Origin of the sequence: Nocardia carnea, assembly GCF_029868855.1 — a bacterium.
In the GTDB taxonomy this organism is placed as follows: Bacteria; Actinomycetota; Actinomycetes; order Mycobacteriales; family Mycobacteriaceae; genus Nocardia; species Nocardia carnea_A.
In genome coordinates this window covers 1-14977 of sequence record NZ_JARWOV010000021.1, presented here as the reverse complement: position 1 = coordinate 14977, position 14977 = coordinate 1, and the positions used below count along the sequence as shown (strand labels likewise).

Sequence of the window (14977 nt, the reverse complement as noted above, 5' to 3'; positions counted from 1 at the left end):
GATGTGCTGGATGTGCCCGCGACGGTGGCCGTACTTCCGGTCGACCGGCAGGGCCGCGTGGTGCTCAGCCGCCGCTTTCGGACGGCGGTCGACGATGTGGTCCTCGAATTGCCCAGCGGTGTGGTGGGGGGCACACGACTTCTCCGGGGTTTACATGTCACCCCCGGCCGGGCCGGGGGCTATACGCGCCCCCGGCCCCGGCCGCAATCCGGCGGTCCGCCCGCCGGCAGCTTTCGTGAACTAGCGAGGACGGTATGAACGTGACGGCATCAGCGGATCCGGCGGACGGCGCCCCCGAAGCGGCGGACGAGCCCACCATCGATCCCCGGCAGTTCCGCAATATCCTCGGGCAGTTCTGCACCGGTATCACGGTGATCACCACGTTCACCGACGACAACACCCCGGTCGGTTTCGCCTGCCAGTCCTTCGCCGCGCTGTCCCTCGACCCGCCGCTGGTCCTCTTCTGCCCGACCAAAGGTTCCCGCTCCTGGGCCGCGATCGAGGCCAACGGCCGGTTCTGTGTGAACGTCCTGGCCGAGGAACAGCAGCCGGTCTGCGCGAAATTCGGGTCCCGCGAACCGGATAAGTTCGCCGGAACCGATTGGCACACATCAGAACTCGGACTTCCCCGGCTCGCCGATTCGCTGGCCACCGTCGAATGCGCGGTGGACCGCGTGGTGGACGGCGGCGACCACTACATCGTCATCGGCCGCGTCCAGGCCATGACGGAAACTGCCGCGACGACCAACGGGCGCCCGTTGCTGTTCTACCGCGGCCAGTACACCGCCATCGAACCGGAGAAGACCACCCCGGCCCCCTGGCGCGCCGACCTGGACGATTTCCTCACCACCACCACTCTGGACACCTGGCTCTAGTTCCGGCGACCGATCCACTTCACCGGCCGGCCGGTGACGGCGCCCGCACAGTCGAAGCCGCTGTCGCTGTGCAGAAGCGTCAGCCCACGGAGTTCGGCGGCTGCCGCGACCACCGGGTCGGCCGGTCCCGCGCTGCGGAGCACTCCACAGCAGCGTGTATCACGAACCTTCGCCGTGTTCGGCCGCGGACAGCAAGGTTGCTGCCGCGGCGCGCGCCTGCTGCGCCACCTGCGGTCCGTCGCCCTGCACGGCAGCGGTGGCCATAGCGCCGTTGGCGAGAATCATCAACTGGTCGGCCAAGCTTGCCGGATATGAGCATTCGGCGACGAGTTCGGCCAGATAGTCACGCACTGCGAGTTTGTGCCGGCGGGCGATCCGGCCGACATCGTCGGAAGTACCGCCCAGTTCCCCGACGGTGTTGATGAACAGGCATCCCCGGAAACCGGGTTCGGCGAACCATTCGAGCAGGTAGTCGAATACGGCCAGGATTCGCTCGCGCGGTGCATCCGCCCGCGCATCCACATATTCCGCGATCGCCGTGCGCACGTCACGATCACGCCGTTCCAGTACCGCACACACCAGAGCGGATTTTGACGGGAAGAGCCGGTACAGCCGTTTCAGCGGCACGTTGGCGGCGTCGCGGATGCTGTCCATCCCGACTGCCTGCACCCCGCGATCATTGAACAGGCGATCGGCTGCGGCGAGCACCTGTGCCGCTTCGGTTTCCTCCGCCACAGCTTCCTCCTTGCGTCGAGAACCACCGTTCTCCTACACTATAGAGACCCATTGAGAACGACCGTTCTCACCGCGGGCTCCGAAGGAGACAACAATGAGTTCCGGCACCACGAACAAGACCGCAGTTCTCGTGATGAGCGACCCGAACGGCGGCGACGAAGCACTCGGCCGCATGTTCAACGCCCTCGCCGCCGCCTACGACTTCGACCAGGCCGGGGACGAGGTCCGGGTGCAGTTCCAGGGCGCGGGTACCCGCTGGCCCGAGCTGCTGGAGTCACCGGACCACCCCGCCTACGACGTCTACCAGGCAGTGCGGCACACCATCGCCGGTATCTCCTGTGGATGCAGCGATCTCTTCGGCGGCGGAGACGGCGCCCGCGCCGCCGGCCTCGACCTGATCAAGGACAACCCGCTGCCGGGGACGTCCGGGGTAGCCAGCCTGCGCATCCTCGTCGACAACGGATACTCGATCCTGGCCTTCTGACCATGGAGCATTTCTTCGCGCTGACCTTCGCAGCGGAGGAGCAGGCGCACCAGCGCCGGAGAGGCTCGTTCGACCGCTACGAACACGCGCTTTCCGCCGTGCCCGGGCCGACCGGCCTGGGCACGGCGGAAGCCGAGTTCCTGCAGCGCCGCGACAGTTTCTACATCGCATCCACCGGTAGCAACGGCTGGCCCTACGTACAACACCGCGGTGGCCCGCCCGGATTCGTGAAAGTCACCGGCCCGACGCAGTTGACCTGGGCGGAAAGCACCGGCAACCGTCAGTACATCACCGCCGGACACCTCGACCACGACGACCGGGTCGCGATCATCGCGGTGGACTATCCGAATCGCAAGCGGCTCAAAGTACTCGGCCACGCACAGTTCGACCCGGACCCCGCACCCGAAATACTCGAACGACTCGGGGCGACCGGCCGGCTCGAAGGCGTTCTGACGGTCGAGGTGGTGGCCTTCGACTGGAACTGCCCCAAGTTCATCACTCCGCGATTCACCGTGGACGAAATGCGGGCCGCAACCGAGCCATTACGAGAACGAATCAGCCAACTCGAGGCGGCGCTCGCCGCACAGCAGGCCACAACCGACCGTCCACCGGCGACGTGACCGGTCCACACCATGAGAGGTCGTCATGACCGACACCCGACCACCGTTGCCCCCGTTCACCGCGGAAACCGCCCTGGCTAAGGTTCGAGCCGCCGAAGCTGCCTGGAACACCCGCGACCCACAGCGGGTGGCCCGCGCCTACACCCCGGACTCGGCCTGGCGCAACCGCGACCAGTTCGTCACCGGGCGAGACGAGATCATCGCGTTCCTGACCGCCAAGTGGGAGCGGGAGCTGGACTACGCACTCCGCAAGAGCTTGTGGAGCTTCGGCGAGAACCGCATCGCGGTCCGCTTCCAGTACGAATGGCACGATATCGCGGGCCGATGGTGGCGCAGTTACGGCAACGAACTGTGGGAGTTCGACGAGAACGGCCTGATGCGGCGCCGGGAAGCAAGTATCAACGATGTCGCGATAGCCGAATCCGGACGAAGGATCCACGGGCCGCGAGCCGAGCACGAATACGACGTGGATGTTCCGCTCGAATAGGCGCGAGGCCGCGGACGGTCCGGGCGGCGGACCCTCCGCGCGGCGGCTACGCGGCCGTTCCGCGTGGCGCTATGCACTCGATATCAGGGAACCGCCCCGTACTGTGGCGAGATCCGTGCCGGCCCGCTCGATCACCTCGTCGAGCACCTCCCGGGATCGGACGAGATCGGCGATCATCCGATTGATCCGGTCACGCTCGACTTCCAGCTCGGTCACGAGCTCGGGCGTCGCGGATTCGCCGGCGCCGCCGTCGGTATCGCGCATACAGGGCAGAATCTGCACGATCTTTTTACTGCACAGTCCTGCCGCGAAGAGTTCCTGGATATGGATCACCCGGTCCACCGCCGGTTCCGCGTAGTCGCGATGGCCTCCCGGCGTACGGTCGGCCGTCAGCAGCTGCTGTTCCTCGTAGTAGCGCAGTGACCGTTCACTGACTCCGGTGCGCCGCGCCAGCTCGCCGATTCGCATTCTCACCTCGCAGTTCCATATTCGGGCTTGAAACTCACATCAATGTGAGGTCTTACCGTCCAGACATGACAACCACAGCAAGCGCCCGTCTATTCACCCCGGCCCGTCTCGGCGATCTCGATCTGCCGCACCGACTGGTGATGGCACCCCTCACCCGTAACCGCGCCGCAGCCGACGGCACACCAACCGACCTGATGGCGACCTACTACACGCAGCGTGCCGGGGCAGGCCTGATCATCGCGGAGGCCGCGACCCCGAGCCCCGTAGGACAGACCTACCCCAATATTCCCGGCATCCACCGCGACGAGCACATCGCGGGCTGGCGGCGGGTCACCGAGGCCGTAGCACGCGCGGGCGGCCGGATGTTCCTGCAACTACAGCACGGTGGACGGGTCGGCCATCCCGACAACAGCGGGCTGATACCCGTCGCCCCCTCACCGATCCCGCTTCCCGAGACGATTCACACCCCGTCCGGCCGCCGAGAAGCCGTGATCCCCGAGGAGTTGACCACCGAGGAGATCCAGCGCACTGTCGCGGACTTCGCGGCCGCCGCGCGCAACGCGATCGCCGCCGGTTTCGCCGGTGTCGAGGTGCACAGCGCCAACGGCTATCTGCTGCACCAATTCCTGGCCGGTAACACCAATCGGCGCGGCGATGCCTACGGCGGCCCGATCGCGAATCGCATCCGTTTCACGGTGGAGGTCGTTGCAGCGGTGGCGGCCGCCATCGGCCCGGACCGCGTCGGGTTGCGGATCTCCCCGGCCAATCCCGTCAACGGGATCGACGAGGACGACACTGCCGATCTCTACTCGGCGCTCGTCACCGCACTCGCCGATCGGGGACTCGCCTACCTGCACATCGTCCGGGTCGATGCCGATGACCCGCTGCTGCGCCGGCTCCGGGACATCTGGCCCGGCGTCCTCATCGCCAACCCCGCGAAATCGGGCGATTCCCGCGATCCGGCGGCAATCGTCGCCGAGGCCGAAGACCTGCTCGCCGCCGGTGCCGACCTCATTGCCCTGGGCCGCGCCTTCCTGGCCAACCCCGATCTGGTCCGGCGCCTCCGTATCGGCGCCCAGTTGAACGAAATACGCGAGGCCCGGCTGATGTATGTGGGCGGACCGCAGGGTTACACCGACTACCCGGCATTGCCGGACGCAGCCGCCTGAAGACCGGCACCACCGGGCAGGCCGCCCGGAGCAGGTGGACGAGGGCCGGCCAGTTCCTCGACGATCCGCTCCAGTCCCTCGCCTGCCCGGCCGTCGGCGATCTGCCGATCGATCAGATTCTTGATCGGGCCTACGATGTCCAGGCCGACCCCGGCATCGCGGCTGGCCCGGACGATCGCGTCGAAGGCCGGTTTGTGGAAGCTCGCGGGCTGCACTTCGTCGGTGTAGTCACCGCTGTCGATCACCTCCGCATAGGCCGGGAGCAATTCGGCCATCGCGGTGACGTAAGCCGCGGCGCGCGGCGCGAAGGACGCGGCGCTGACACCCGCCGACCGCACCATTGCGGCACCGTGGAAGAAACCGGTGAACATCGCGTACATCCCGGCCAGCAGCGCGAAATCGTACAGCGCCGCGGTTCCGGCATCGTCACCGAAATGGTCGGCGGCACCCAGTTTTTCGAATACCGGCCGGAACCTGTCGAACGCACCGGTTCCGCTGTAGAGGATCGAGGCGCCCGGACCCCCGATCATCGGGGGCACCGCCATGATGCCGCCGTCGAGGAAATCGATCCCGTGGCCGGCGGCCCAGCGTCCGAGTTCCCGGGATTCCTCGGGGGCAGTACTGGTCAGGTTCACCAGCGTCTTCCCCAGCAGCCGATCGGCCACCGGATCGAGTACCGCGTGCACCGACGCATGGTCGCTCAGCACGGCGATCACCAGATCGGCGGGCCCGATCGCCGCGGCGGCATCCGCGGCGCTCTCCGCGCCGAGAGCCACCAGGCCGGCGTCCTTTCCGGGTGTACGGTTCCACACGATGGTGCGGTATCCACCCTGCACCACGGTCGCGGCGATGGCACTGCCCATCGGTCCGAGACCGAGCACGGTCACGGTTGTCTGCTCGTTTGCGGTCATCTCCGCTGACTCCCTAGCTGAGAAGCGAATGCTTCGGTGAACACTGCGTTCGGCGCGCCGTGACCAACACTCGCCGATGCCGGTTGCCGGGGCAAGTACCTACTATTCGGTTGGGTACTTACGAACAGGTATGTGAACAGGCAGCGAGGCCGAGAGGGGCGAAAAGTGTTTCGGGCCGTACCCCTCGGACCCCTCAGAGCACAGGGCGCGACTGCATCGAACGAATCGGCGCGGGACCGGCCGATACAGCGCATCCGGCCGTGGACACCGCACATACCGCCGGTCTACTCGCCCGATTCTCTCCGGGGACGGGGCCGGGGGCCGATCTGATCGAGCAGGGTGTTGACCTCGTCCGGGAACCCGTTCGTCACCGGTTTCGGGGTCTTGCTCGGAAACCGACGCGTCACGTGTTCTTCGGCGGCCGAGCCGGGCAGGACATAGACGGTTTCGGCCTTGTTCTGCAACGGGCGCACCACCTCGTTGAGGTGGCCCTTCCGATCATCGATGAAAGCGCCGATGACGTCCTCGCCCGCAGGACACACGGCCATACAGTATCCGGCCTTGTAGTTGGGTTTGAACGACAGGCTCTGCCACATCGAGAACGATTCGCCGGTTGTCACCCGCTTGCGGTACTCGTCGCGGCTGCCGCTGTCGGCGACGGTTTCGGCCCAATCGGTGAAGCCGCCCATGAACTCTCGGTAGTTGTGTGTGTAGCACGCCTGGAAGTCGAATCCGTCGTTCTCGGTGATCGCTCCGACCGGGCAGGCGGAGATGCACAGTTTGCATTCGAGGCACGGGTTGAAATCCAGCGTCGCGCTGTGGTCGTCGACCACGGCATCGGTGACCACGGTGCCCAGGAGAACGAAATTGCCGAACTTCGGGTGGATGACATTGCGGTGTATGCCCATAACGCCCAGTCCGGCGGCTTCTGCGATCACCTTGTGCGCGATCACCCAGACCCGCCCGGGGAACTGCTCGACCTCCATCGGATATCCGGGCGACGGGTAGACGGCGCGGTATCCGGCGTCCTGCAGCGCCCTGGTGATGTGTCGCGCGACCTCGTTGGTGTCGTCGTCGGCGTGGTTGAACTCGGTATTGGCCAGACTGCGCATGGGGCTGCGCAAGTTGTCGCGATTCATACGCACGCAGAAGGACACGAAAGTGCGTGCCGTGGGCAGGATCCCGCGTGCGTGCTCCAGTTCTTCGGCCACCCGGTGATCGTCGACCGCGACGAACCCCACATCGTCGGCGCCCGCGTCCAGGCATATCTGCCGCAATGTAGCGGCCGGCAGCACGGATTCCGGTGTCGGGCGTGATCGCCCGGCGACCTTCTTGACGGTGGGGTGGTCCGCCAGGCGCGGCGGTGCAGTGGGTTCTCGGTCCATGGTCGACACAGGTCCTCCTGATCCATCCGAGACCCGCACGGCCTCATAGGATATGGACACCGCAGAGCATCGAAACTCATCGCTGCTCCGCCGGATGATCGGTTCGGGAATTCGCCGAGCCGTCCTCGGCCGCCCGCCGGCCCATGCGGGAGAACACGTCACCGGGAACCCGGAATCGGTGGCCGCTCGCAGAACCGGTCCCCGCCCGTGGTCAGAGGTTCACAATTGCGTATTCGACCGGGCGGCGCCGACCGGTTGCCTGAGGATGGTGCGCTGTTTCGCCGGCGCGACCCTTCTGAAGTCGCTGAGGTAGATCTCGTGATGTCTGCCGGTCATGCTGAACCCGTTGTCCGGAATGAACTCGTGGTGCATACGCGCGAGCACCTGGGCTTCGTCGTCGAACGAGCCGATATGCAGGATCTGCACACAGCGCCCCTCGGACAGCGACTCCATCCGGACCTCGTCGAGGCGCGCCGGACCCTTCTTCGCCCCGGCTTGCTCGACGGCGGTGCCGAAGATCCCCCGGTCGATCCAATCCGGGACCATGATCATCAACGTCCAGTCCCACCGCGACTTGTCCCGCGTCGCCGCGAAGAAATCCATATCCTCGGCCCACCACAGCCCTTCCAGCGGCATCACGACGTAGTCCCGGCCGAGGTCGCGTTTACTGGTGAACTTCAGCTTGTAGGCCACCGAGTAGAGCGCCTCGACCGCCGCCGTGAAAGCGGATGAGGTGTTGGGATCGCCGTGGCCGTCGATCATGAGGTACTGCAGTTGCGGAACGTCCACGATCCGGAACCGGTCGCGTCTTGCCTGATAACTGTCCAGGGTCTTCTTGAAGTCGGCTTTCTCCGTCGTCTCGAATGTGGGGTCCACAGGGTCTGCCATGGGCCCAAGGTAGTTGCGATTCAGGCCGGATCCCGTCCTGAACGGCCGGCAAACGGCACCATCGTCACCATGCGCTGGGTATCGCTCGTAACTCGGCAACGCTCATACCACGCCGGCGGCGTACCAGATTGCGCAGCGTGCCGGCGTTGAGGTAGCCGACCCTGGCGGCGACTGCCTCGAGCGGAAGCGATGTCGTACGCAGCAGATGCGCGGCGTGTGCGATGCGGATATCGTGCACGAAATCCCGGGGCGACATTCCCAGTTCCGCCTGGGTCGCCCGTTGCAGGCTCCGTTCGGTGACGCAGAGCTCGTGTGCGGCGACCGAGATACGGAATTGCTCGCCGATATTCCGGCGGACCCAGCGTTCGAAGTCCGCGATCAGTGAATTGCCCTGGGCCATCACTTCGGGAACGATATGACCGGCTTGCGCACGTGCGCTTCCCAGCACCAGGTACCGGGCGGTCTTCTCGGCCAGAACGGGGCTCACCGTCTGGATCAGTGACAGTGCCAGATCGACATGGGCGAGATAGGCACCGGCGGTGACAACCGTCGCCGCGCGGCAAACCGTCAGACTCTCGTCCAGATCGACCGCTGGATACCGTTTGCGGAAGGCGGGACCGAGCCACCAGCTGGTCGTTGCCGGTAGCCCGTCGAGCACACCGGCTTCGGCCAGGAAGAAGGTGCCGGCGCAGGCTCCCGCGATATGTACGCCCCCGGCCTGGGCACTGCCGATCCAGTCCAGGATCGGCCGGCTGCCGACGCCCGATACATGCGTGATGAGCTCTCGCGGATCGCCGATATGCACGGCGGGCACTATCAGCACACCGGGAACGGCCGATCCGTCGGAACGGAACGAAAGGTCGCTCAGCACCTCGGTCGGGATGGTGTAGCCGTTGGCGGACCGGACGCTACTACCGGTCGACACAGTGTGGACTCGCCACGGCGGTGGCGGCGTCGCGAGCTTTTCCCGGAAGGTATTGGCGAGGGCGAAGGTCTCCAGCACCGCCGTGAGTCCGAGATCGGCGACACCGTCCATGGCGAGAACTGCGATATCCATGTCGGGAACAGTACTTAATATGTCGTAACCGACACTTCAATCGGGTGAGAATCGGCCCTAGTGTCAGTTCATCCAGTCGACGGGACTTGCCCCGGACGACATCGCGCAACCCCGGAGCCCACAGATGCCGCCGCTTGTCCCGACCACTGGTACCCATCACATCCGCTTGACCGTCACCGATATCGAACGTTCCCGTCGCTTCTACGAAGAAGTGCTCGGATTTCCGGTTGCCGCCGAATCCGCCGGCAGCCCCCAGGACCCGGCCGTCCGTGCCGACCCGTTCGCCCTCTACGGGGGAGTGGTTTTCCAGGCGAACGGCATGCTGTTGGGCCTACGCCCGGTTGCCGCGCCGATCGATCGATTCGATCCTGACCGAGTAGGTCTCGATCACCTCAGCTTCACCGTCGGCAGTCGTGACGACCTCGTCGCGGCGGCCGACCGCCTGGCCGCTGCCGGGGTCACACACGGGCAGATCACCGAAATGGACCAGTTCGGAATAGCGATTCTCGCATTCGTAGATCCCGACGGCATCCAGCTCGAGCTCACCGCGCCGATCTGATTCAGCGACCGCGTAGGTGGCCGAACCCGCAATCAACCGAACGGTTCCCGCTATGAACAGCCACACTCCTCGGCAACCCGCCGCCCTGCCCCCGTACCCGCAGCTGTGGGCCAGGTGGACGGTCACCGCGGCTGCCTTCGCCGCGGCACGGGACCTGCGCGGCCCCCGTATCCTGCCGCTGCTCGCGTGGTTCCAGAGCGGGCAGCGCGGCGGGTCGGTACTGCACACACTTCCGCACGGGCGGGCGGTGCTGTGGGGTGAGGTCGCGACGGGTCCGGCCGGGGAGGGCGCGGTCCAGCCCTTCGGTTTCCGGTGGGAGGCCGGTCGCTGGTATGCGGCCGACGAGTCGCTGACACCCGATCAGTGCAGGACGGCGCTCCCGGGCGTCTGGGCTACGGACGAGGTCGTCGACACTGTCGTCGCCCTCACCGGTGAGCAGCGGCGGGCGGCGGCGGTCACGATGGTGTGTGCTGCCGAGATCCGTGCCGTGACACCATCCCTCATCGCCGAGGTGTTCGGCGACGAGAACCGGTTCGACACCGCCGCCGCCACCGGCCAGCTCGCGATGGCCGGTGTCCTCACCCCGGCACCGGCCCGGACACCGGATTGGTTGCCGCTCGAACCGGCGACACCCGCACATCCTCCCGTGGTGCCCGCGGCCGAGCTGCAACACGCCCCGGTCGGTGCGCCGTCGCTGTATGAGCTGATGAGACCCGGCCTGCCCGGCACGGGATCGAACCACGGTGCCGTCCGGGCAGGCTGACGCACGAGACCGTCCGGCCGGTCGGGTCGGCCGCGGTACGGCGCGTCAGCCCCCTTCTACCGGAGCATCCTGGTTCGTTCGGCTATGGGCCGAACCGTCGACGGCGGCCTGTTCACCGGCCGCGTTCCGGCCCGCTCGGCGACCGGAGAAGATACAGTCCGCCAGAGACAAACCGCTTACGTAAGAATTCACGCAGATACCGGCGGCGGTGCGGCCGGCCGCGTAGAGACCGGGGATATCGCCGCCGTCGGCGCCTTTGACCGCGCCCGTCTCCTCGTCGACGACCAGGCCACCGACCGTGAACATCGGGCAGGGGTTGGTCAGGCTGGGTTTGATCGAGACATCCAGCAGCCAGTACGGGCCGGCGCCGACCGGGCGGACGTAGTCGGCGGGTTTGCCGACCGGGTCCGGGGCGCCGGTGGCGTAGGCGTTGTTGTGCGCGGCGACCGTTTCCCGCAGCCCGGCCGCATCGATACCGGCGGCGGCCGCGACGGCGTCGAGTGTCTTACCTCGTTTGGCCGTGCGGCGCATGACCTCGAATTGCATCCGCTGGAACCAGGCCGCCTGCGGGCCGATCTGCGAGATCGCCTTACGCATGAGTTCTTCGTCGGCGAGCAGGAACCCGATACCGTCGTGCCGGTTGATCAGGGCATCACCGACCGCGGCGCCGTAGCGGGTCTCGTCGATGACCCGCTGTCCTTTCCCGTCCACCAAGAGCGCACCGGCGAACGAGCTCGGCGGCAGCAGGAAGCGCCACGCCGAAACATTGCCCATCCGGTCGGTGGCCGCACCGACACTGCGGCCCAGTTCGATACCGCTGCCGTCGTCGCCGGAGCTGCCCAGCGCCAGCCCGTTCTTGTAGGCGGGGGCGTAGGCGCGCAGCATCTCCCGGTTGGCGATGAAACCGCCCGCGGTGAGCACCACACCGCGGCGGGCGAGTACCCGGATGGTGGTGCCGTACCGGCGGTCGAGGCGGGCGAGCTGCTTTTCCAGCGCGCGGCGCAGGGGCGGGTAATAGATACCGGGTTTGGCGGCGATTGCGGCCATCCGGATGTACCGGGTGCGGACCCCGGCGGGTGCGTCGCGCAGAGTGCGGCACTGCACCCCGACCACGGCGCCGGTGTCATCGGTGAGCAGCGCGGTGGCTGTGGTGAGGGATTCGACCCGGACACCTTTGCGTTCTGCGGACCGGGCCAGCGGCGCGAACAGTTTCTTACCCGACGTGCCCCAGCCCTTGACCCGATGACCGCGTTGCGCCGGGGTGATGTCGTTGAACGCGCCGGAGATCTCGCTGCCGGAGTAGTAGAGGTAGTAGTCGTTGTTCGGGTACGAGGTCTTGTACGGGCACAGCGACGCTTCGAAGGGCACGCCGTGCCCGGTCAGCCAATCGATCATGGCCGGGCTGCCGTCGACGAACCGGCGCAGGGTGGCCGGGGTGACCGCGTCGCCCACCTCACGCTCCAGATAGGCCAGCATCAGCTCGGGAGTGTCTTCGACCCCGCCCGCGCGTTGTACCCAGGTCCCGCCGCCGGCGTAGATGATCCCGCCGGACAGCGCGGTCGCTCCCCCGCCGGTGAACCGATCCAGGACGAGTACCTGGGCACCGTCCTCGGTGGCCTGCAGCGCGGTCGCCGCTCCCGCCGCTCCGTACCCGACGACCACTACGTCCGCGGTCAGGTCCCATTCCTGCGCCATCTAGCCAACTCCACGAAAATTGAAACGAGTTTCTCTGCTGTTTACTCGACAGAACAAGTCTTCTGCCACACAACATAGACCAACAGCGGCATCATTCTATAACGTGTTCTACATGAACGATCGGGAATACGATGTGGTGGTGGTCGGCAGCGGCGCCGCCGGGATGACCGCCGCCCTCACCGCCGCGCACAACGGGCTGAGTGTGGTGATCCTGGAGAAGGCGCCGTACTACGGTGGGTCCACCGCGCGCTCGGGCGGCGGGGTGTGGATCCCCGGCAACAAGGCGCTGCGCGAATCCGGCGGCCCCGACGACCGTGAGGAAGCGCGCCGCTACCTGCACAGCATCATCGGCGACGTGGTGCCCGCGGAACGGATCGATACCTATATCGACCGCGGCGCGGAAGCCATGGATTTCGTTCTCGCGCACTCACCGCTGAAGATGACCTGGGTCAAGGGGTACTCCGACTATTACCCCGAAGCGCCCGGTGGCCGGGCGGGTGGGCGATCCTGCGAACCCAAACCGTTCAACGCCAAAGTCCTCGGTGAGGAACGGTTCAATATCCACCCGCCCTACTCCAAAGCCCCACTGAACGTCGCCGTCACCCAGGCCGATTTCGTCCGGCTGAATCTGATCCGCCGTCATCCGAAGGGCATGCTACGGGCCCTACGGGTCGGGGCGCGTACCTATTGGGCCAAGTTCACCAACAAGCATCTGATGGTGATGGGTCAGGCGGTGATCGCCGGTATGCGCAAAGGCCTGCTGGATGCGAACGTACCGCTGCTGCTGGACACCCCGATGACCAAGCTCGTCGTCGAGAACGGCAAGGTCACCGGCGTCGAGGCCACCCACAAGGGTGAGACGGTCACGTTCACCGCCCGCCACGGCGTGGTGCTGGGCAGCGGCGGGTTCGAGCACAACGCCGAGATGCGCGCCAAGTACCAGCGGGAACCGATTACCACTGAGTGGACGACCGGCGCCGCGACCAACACCGGAGATGGCATCCTCGCCGGTATGGACGCGGGTGCCGCGATCGGCTTCATGGAGGACGCCTGGTGGGGTCCGACCATCTTCAAGGGTGGTAAGCCGTGGTTCGCGCTGTCCGAACGCAACCTGCCCGGTTCGATCATGATCAACCCGAAGGGTGAGCGGTTCGGCAACGAATCCGCGCCTTACGTGGAGGCCGTGCACACCATGTACGGCGGTGAATACGGGCAGGGTGAGGGTCCGGGCGAAAACATCCCCACCTGGCTGGTCTTCGATCAGCGGTACCGCAACCGGTACATGTTCGCCAGCCTGCAGCCGGGACTGAAGTTCCCGTCGCGCTGGATGGAGAACGACCTGATCGTCAAGGCCGCCACCCTGCAGGAGCTGGCCGAGAAGATCGGGGTGCCCGCCGATAAGCTCGCCGCCACCGTCGAACGGTTCAACAAGTTCGCCGAAACCGGTAAGGACGAGGACTACGGCCGCGGCGACAGCCAGTACGACCGCTACTACGGCGACCCGACCGTCAAACCCAACCCGTGCCTCGCCGCGCTGGTACAGGGCCCGTTCTACGCGGCCAAGATGGTGCCCGGCGATCTCGGCACCAAGGGCGGTCTGGTCGCCGATACCGCGGCCCGCGTACTCCGCGAGGACGGCAGCCCGATCGAGGGCCTGTATGCCTCCGGCAATGTGTCGACGCCGGTGATGGGTCATACCTACGCCGGCCCCGGCGCGACGATCGGCCCGGCCATCGCCTTCGGCTACCTCGCCGTCCACGACATCATCGACCGCAAGAAGGCCGGGTCCGCCGCGTCACCGGCCGAGGCCTGAGCCGAGGAGAAGTTATGCCCATCGATCCACAGGTAGCGCTCGGCGCGGAACTGCCGAGCAAGGAATTCTCCTGGACCGCGTCCGATATCGCGCTGTACCACCTGGGCATCGGCGCGGGTCACCGCTGGACCGACCCCGCCGAACTGCGCTACCTCGACGATCGGGAAGCGCAGGTGCTGCCCACCTTCGCCACTGTCGCGCACACCCTGCGCGATACCGACCCGCCGAAGGTGAAATTCCCCGGCGTGGATATCGACCTCGCCAAGGTCGTGCACGGCGCGCAGGAGATCCAGGTACACCGGCCGCTGCCCGCGGCGGGCAAAGCGACCCGCACGGGCCGGATCAGCGAGATCTGGGACAAGGGTTCCAATGCCGTGATCGTGCAGGAGTTCACCGTCACCGGCTCCGACGGCGAAGCCCTGTGGACGGAACGATCCTCCATCTTCGCCCGCGGCGAAGGCGGCTTCGGCGGCGAACGCGGCCCCGGCAACAAGACCGAACTCCCCGGCCGTGACCCGGATTTCGATGTCACCACCGCGACCTTGCCGCAGCAGGCCCTGCTCTACCGCCTCTGCGGCGACCGCAACCCGCTGCACTCCGACCCCGAATTCGCCAAGGGTGCCGGTTTCCCGGCACCGATCCTGCACGGGCTCTGCACGTACGGGATCATCTGCAAAACCGCCACCGATACGGTGCTGGAATCGGTGGCGACACGAGTCACCGGGTTCAAAGCGCGGTTCGCCGGGGTGCTGTTCCCGGGTGAAACGCTGCGGTCGCGGATCTGGCAGGAACCGGGCAAGCTGACGATCAGCGCCACTGCCGTCGACCGCGAGGACGCACCGGTGCTGGGGGACGTGGTGCTCACCTACGCCGAGTAGAAAGCTGCGCCGGCATGTGGCCGGCGCCCCCCCCCGGGGGGGGGCCCCCCAAAATACGGGTTATAAACGAGGGGCCGGGTGGGGACGCCCGGGGCCCCCCCCCCACCGAGACCACCATCGTCACGGTGGTTTCGGCACCGCTGGTGCCGGCGGGTCCGATCCCGATCGGGGAACCGATCCGCGGGGTGGC

17 protein-coding genes are annotated in these 14977 nt (G+C 66.7%); 10 read left to right on the top strand and 7 right to left on the bottom strand.

From position 1 onward, the window contains the following. Positions 1–258, top strand: a 258-nt coding sequence (locus tag QH195_RS01600) for a hypothetical protein (RefSeq protein ID WP_280434058.1), incomplete at its 5' end; no start/stop codon positions are given. Further along, entirely contained in the window at positions 255–875 is a 621-nt protein-coding gene (gene hsaB, locus QH195_RS01595; RefSeq protein ID WP_432278485.1) for a 3-hydroxy-9,10-secoandrosta-1,3,5(10)-triene-9,17-dione monooxygenase reductase subunit, read from the top strand. The genes QH195_RS01600 and hsaB, both read left to right, overlap by 4 nt. A 159-nt stretch (positions 876–1034) precedes the next feature. Here hsaB and QH195_RS01590 read toward each other — a convergent pair whose 3' ends face one another. Further along, positions 1035–1610, bottom strand: a complete 576-nt coding sequence (locus QH195_RS01590) for a TetR/AcrR family transcriptional regulator (protein WP_280421358.1) — start codon at positions 1608–1610, stop codon at positions 1035–1037. Between the two features lie 94 nt (positions 1611–1704). Between QH195_RS01590 and QH195_RS01585 the strand changes: the two genes are divergently transcribed. Genes QH195_RS01585 through QH195_RS01575 form a run of 3 tightly spaced genes read left to right on the top strand, consistent with a single transcriptional unit; the run spans position 1705 to position 3201 of the window. Beyond that, entirely contained in the window at positions 1705–2094 is a 390-nt protein-coding gene (locus tag QH195_RS01585) for a hypothetical protein (protein ID WP_280421359.1), read from the top strand. Positions 2095–2096: 2 nt separating this feature from the next. After that, a complete protein-coding gene (locus QH195_RS01580) occupies positions 2097–2714 on the top strand; it encodes a pyridoxamine 5'-phosphate oxidase family protein (protein WP_280434056.1) in 618 nt (205 codons plus the stop codon). Positions 2715–2739: 25 nt separating this feature from the next. Then, on the top strand, positions 2740–3201 hold the full coding sequence (locus QH195_RS01575; protein ID WP_280434055.1) for a nuclear transport factor 2 family protein: 462 nt from the start codon (positions 2740–2742) through the stop codon (positions 3199–3201). A 69-nt stretch (positions 3202–3270) separates the two neighbouring features. Here the strand turns inward: QH195_RS01575 and QH195_RS01570 are convergent, their stop codons facing one another. Continuing rightward, entirely contained in the window at positions 3271–3669 is a 399-nt protein-coding gene (locus QH195_RS01570) for a MerR family transcriptional regulator (RefSeq protein WP_280434060.1), read from the bottom strand. A gap of 65 nt (positions 3670–3734) precedes the next feature. Here QH195_RS01570 and QH195_RS01565 point away from each other — a divergent pair, with 65 nt between their 5' ends. Continuing rightward, entirely contained in the window at positions 3735–4838 is a 1104-nt protein-coding gene (locus QH195_RS01565) for an alkene reductase (protein WP_280434054.1), read from the top strand. On the opposite strand, the gene QH195_RS01560 is transcribed toward QH195_RS01565, so the two are convergent. The 4 genes from QH195_RS01560 to QH195_RS01545 all read right to left on the bottom strand — a co-directional run bounded on the left by QH195_RS01560 (position 4808) and on the right by QH195_RS01545 (position 9079). Next, positions 4808–5827, bottom strand: a complete 1020-nt coding sequence (locus QH195_RS01560; RefSeq protein ID WP_348536881.1) for an NAD(P)-dependent oxidoreductase — start codon at positions 5825–5827, stop codon at positions 4808–4810. The two genes, QH195_RS01565 and QH195_RS01560, sit on opposite strands and share 31 nt — an antisense overlap. A 206-nt stretch (positions 5828–6033) precedes the next feature. Further along, positions 6034–7134: a 4Fe-4S binding protein gene (locus tag QH195_RS01555; RefSeq protein WP_280434059.1), complete on the bottom strand. Its 1101-nt coding sequence runs from the start codon at positions 7132–7134 to the stop codon at positions 6034–6036. A 219-nt stretch (positions 7135–7353) separates the two neighbouring features. Next, positions 7354–8022 (bottom strand): GyrI-like domain-containing protein, encoded by a 669-nt coding sequence (locus QH195_RS01550; RefSeq protein ID WP_280434052.1) that lies wholly within the window; start codon positions 8020–8022, stop codon positions 7354–7356. 64 nt (positions 8023–8086) lie between these two features. Then, complete coding sequence (locus QH195_RS01545; protein ID WP_280434051.1) at positions 8087–9079, bottom strand: GlxA family transcriptional regulator; 993 nt, start codon at positions 9077–9079, stop codon at positions 8087–8089. Positions 9080–9203: 124 nt separating this feature from the next. On the opposite strand from QH195_RS01545, the gene QH195_RS01540 reads away from it, so the two are divergent. Next, the gene (locus QH195_RS01540) at positions 9204–9638 is read left to right on the top strand and encodes a VOC family protein (protein WP_280434050.1); all 435 of its coding nucleotides are present in this window, start codon (positions 9204–9206) and stop codon (positions 9636–9638) included. A 52-nt stretch (positions 9639–9690) separates the two neighbouring features. Then, positions 9691–10401 (top strand): hypothetical protein, encoded by a 711-nt coding sequence (locus QH195_RS01535; RefSeq protein ID WP_280434049.1) that lies wholly within the window; start codon positions 9691–9693, stop codon positions 10399–10401. A 45-nt stretch (positions 10402–10446) separates the two neighbouring features. Here QH195_RS01535 and QH195_RS01530 read toward each other — a convergent pair whose 3' ends face one another. Further along, positions 10447–12096 carry an FAD-binding protein gene (locus QH195_RS01530; protein WP_280434048.1) on the bottom strand — a complete coding sequence of 550 codons (1650 nt, stop codon included), beginning with the start codon at positions 12094–12096 and terminating at the stop codon, positions 10447–10449. Between the two features lie 103 nt (positions 12097–12199). Between QH195_RS01530 and kstD the strand changes: the two genes are divergently transcribed. Together kstD and QH195_RS01520 are read left to right on the top strand one after the other, a co-directional pair. Beyond that, positions 12200–13909 carry a 3-oxosteroid 1-dehydrogenase gene (gene kstD, locus QH195_RS01525; protein ID WP_280421369.1) on the top strand — a complete coding sequence of 570 codons (1710 nt, stop codon included), beginning with the start codon at positions 12200–12202 and terminating at the stop codon, positions 13907–13909. Between the two features lie 14 nt (positions 13910–13923). Then, positions 13924–14787, top strand: a complete 864-nt coding sequence (locus tag QH195_RS01520) for a MaoC/PaaZ C-terminal domain-containing protein (protein ID WP_280434047.1) — start codon at positions 13924–13926, stop codon at positions 14785–14787. Positions 14788–14977 lie beyond the last annotated feature (190 nt).

Coding starts and splice junctions, on each gene's coding strand:
- QH195_RS01580 (WP_280434056.1), top strand. CDS start 2,097: ATGGAGCATTTCTTCGCGCTGACCTTCGCAGCGGAGGAGCAGGCGCAC.
- QH195_RS01530 (WP_280434048.1), bottom strand. CDS start 12,096: ATGGCGCAGGAATGGGACCTGACCGCGGACGTAGTGGTCGTCGGGTAC.
- QH195_RS01565 (WP_280434054.1), top strand. CDS start 3,735: ATGACAACCACAGCAAGCGCCCGTCTATTCACCCCGGCCCGTCTCGGC.
- QH195_RS01575 (WP_280434055.1), top strand. CDS start 2,740: ATGACCGACACCCGACCACCGTTGCCCCCGTTCACCGCGGAAACCGCC.
- QH195_RS01555 (WP_280434059.1), bottom strand. CDS start 7,134: ATGGACCGAGAACCCACTGCACCGCCGCGCCTGGCGGACCACCCCACC.
- QH195_RS01520 (WP_280434047.1), top strand. CDS start 13,924: ATGCCCATCGATCCACAGGTAGCGCTCGGCGCGGAACTGCCGAGCAAG.
- QH195_RS01535 (WP_280434049.1), top strand. CDS start 9,691: ATGAACAGCCACACTCCTCGGCAACCCGCCGCCCTGCCCCCGTACCCG.
- QH195_RS01550 (WP_280434052.1), bottom strand. CDS start 8,022: ATGGCAGACCCTGTGGACCCCACATTCGAGACGACGGAGAAAGCCGAC.
- QH195_RS01570 (WP_280434060.1), bottom strand. CDS start 3,669: ATGCGAATCGGCGAGCTGGCGCGGCGCACCGGAGTCAGTGAACGGTCA.
- QH195_RS01545 (WP_280434051.1), bottom strand. CDS start 9,079: ATGGATATCGCAGTTCTCGCCATGGACGGTGTCGCCGATCTCGGACTC.
- hsaB (WP_432278485.1), top strand. CDS start 255: ATGAACGTGACGGCATCAGCGGATCCGGCGGACGGCGCCCCCGAAGCG.
- QH195_RS01585 (WP_280421359.1), top strand. CDS start 1,705: ATGAGTTCCGGCACCACGAACAAGACCGCAGTTCTCGTGATGAGCGAC.
- QH195_RS01540 (WP_280434050.1), top strand. CDS start 9,204: ATGCCGCCGCTTGTCCCGACCACTGGTACCCATCACATCCGCTTGACC.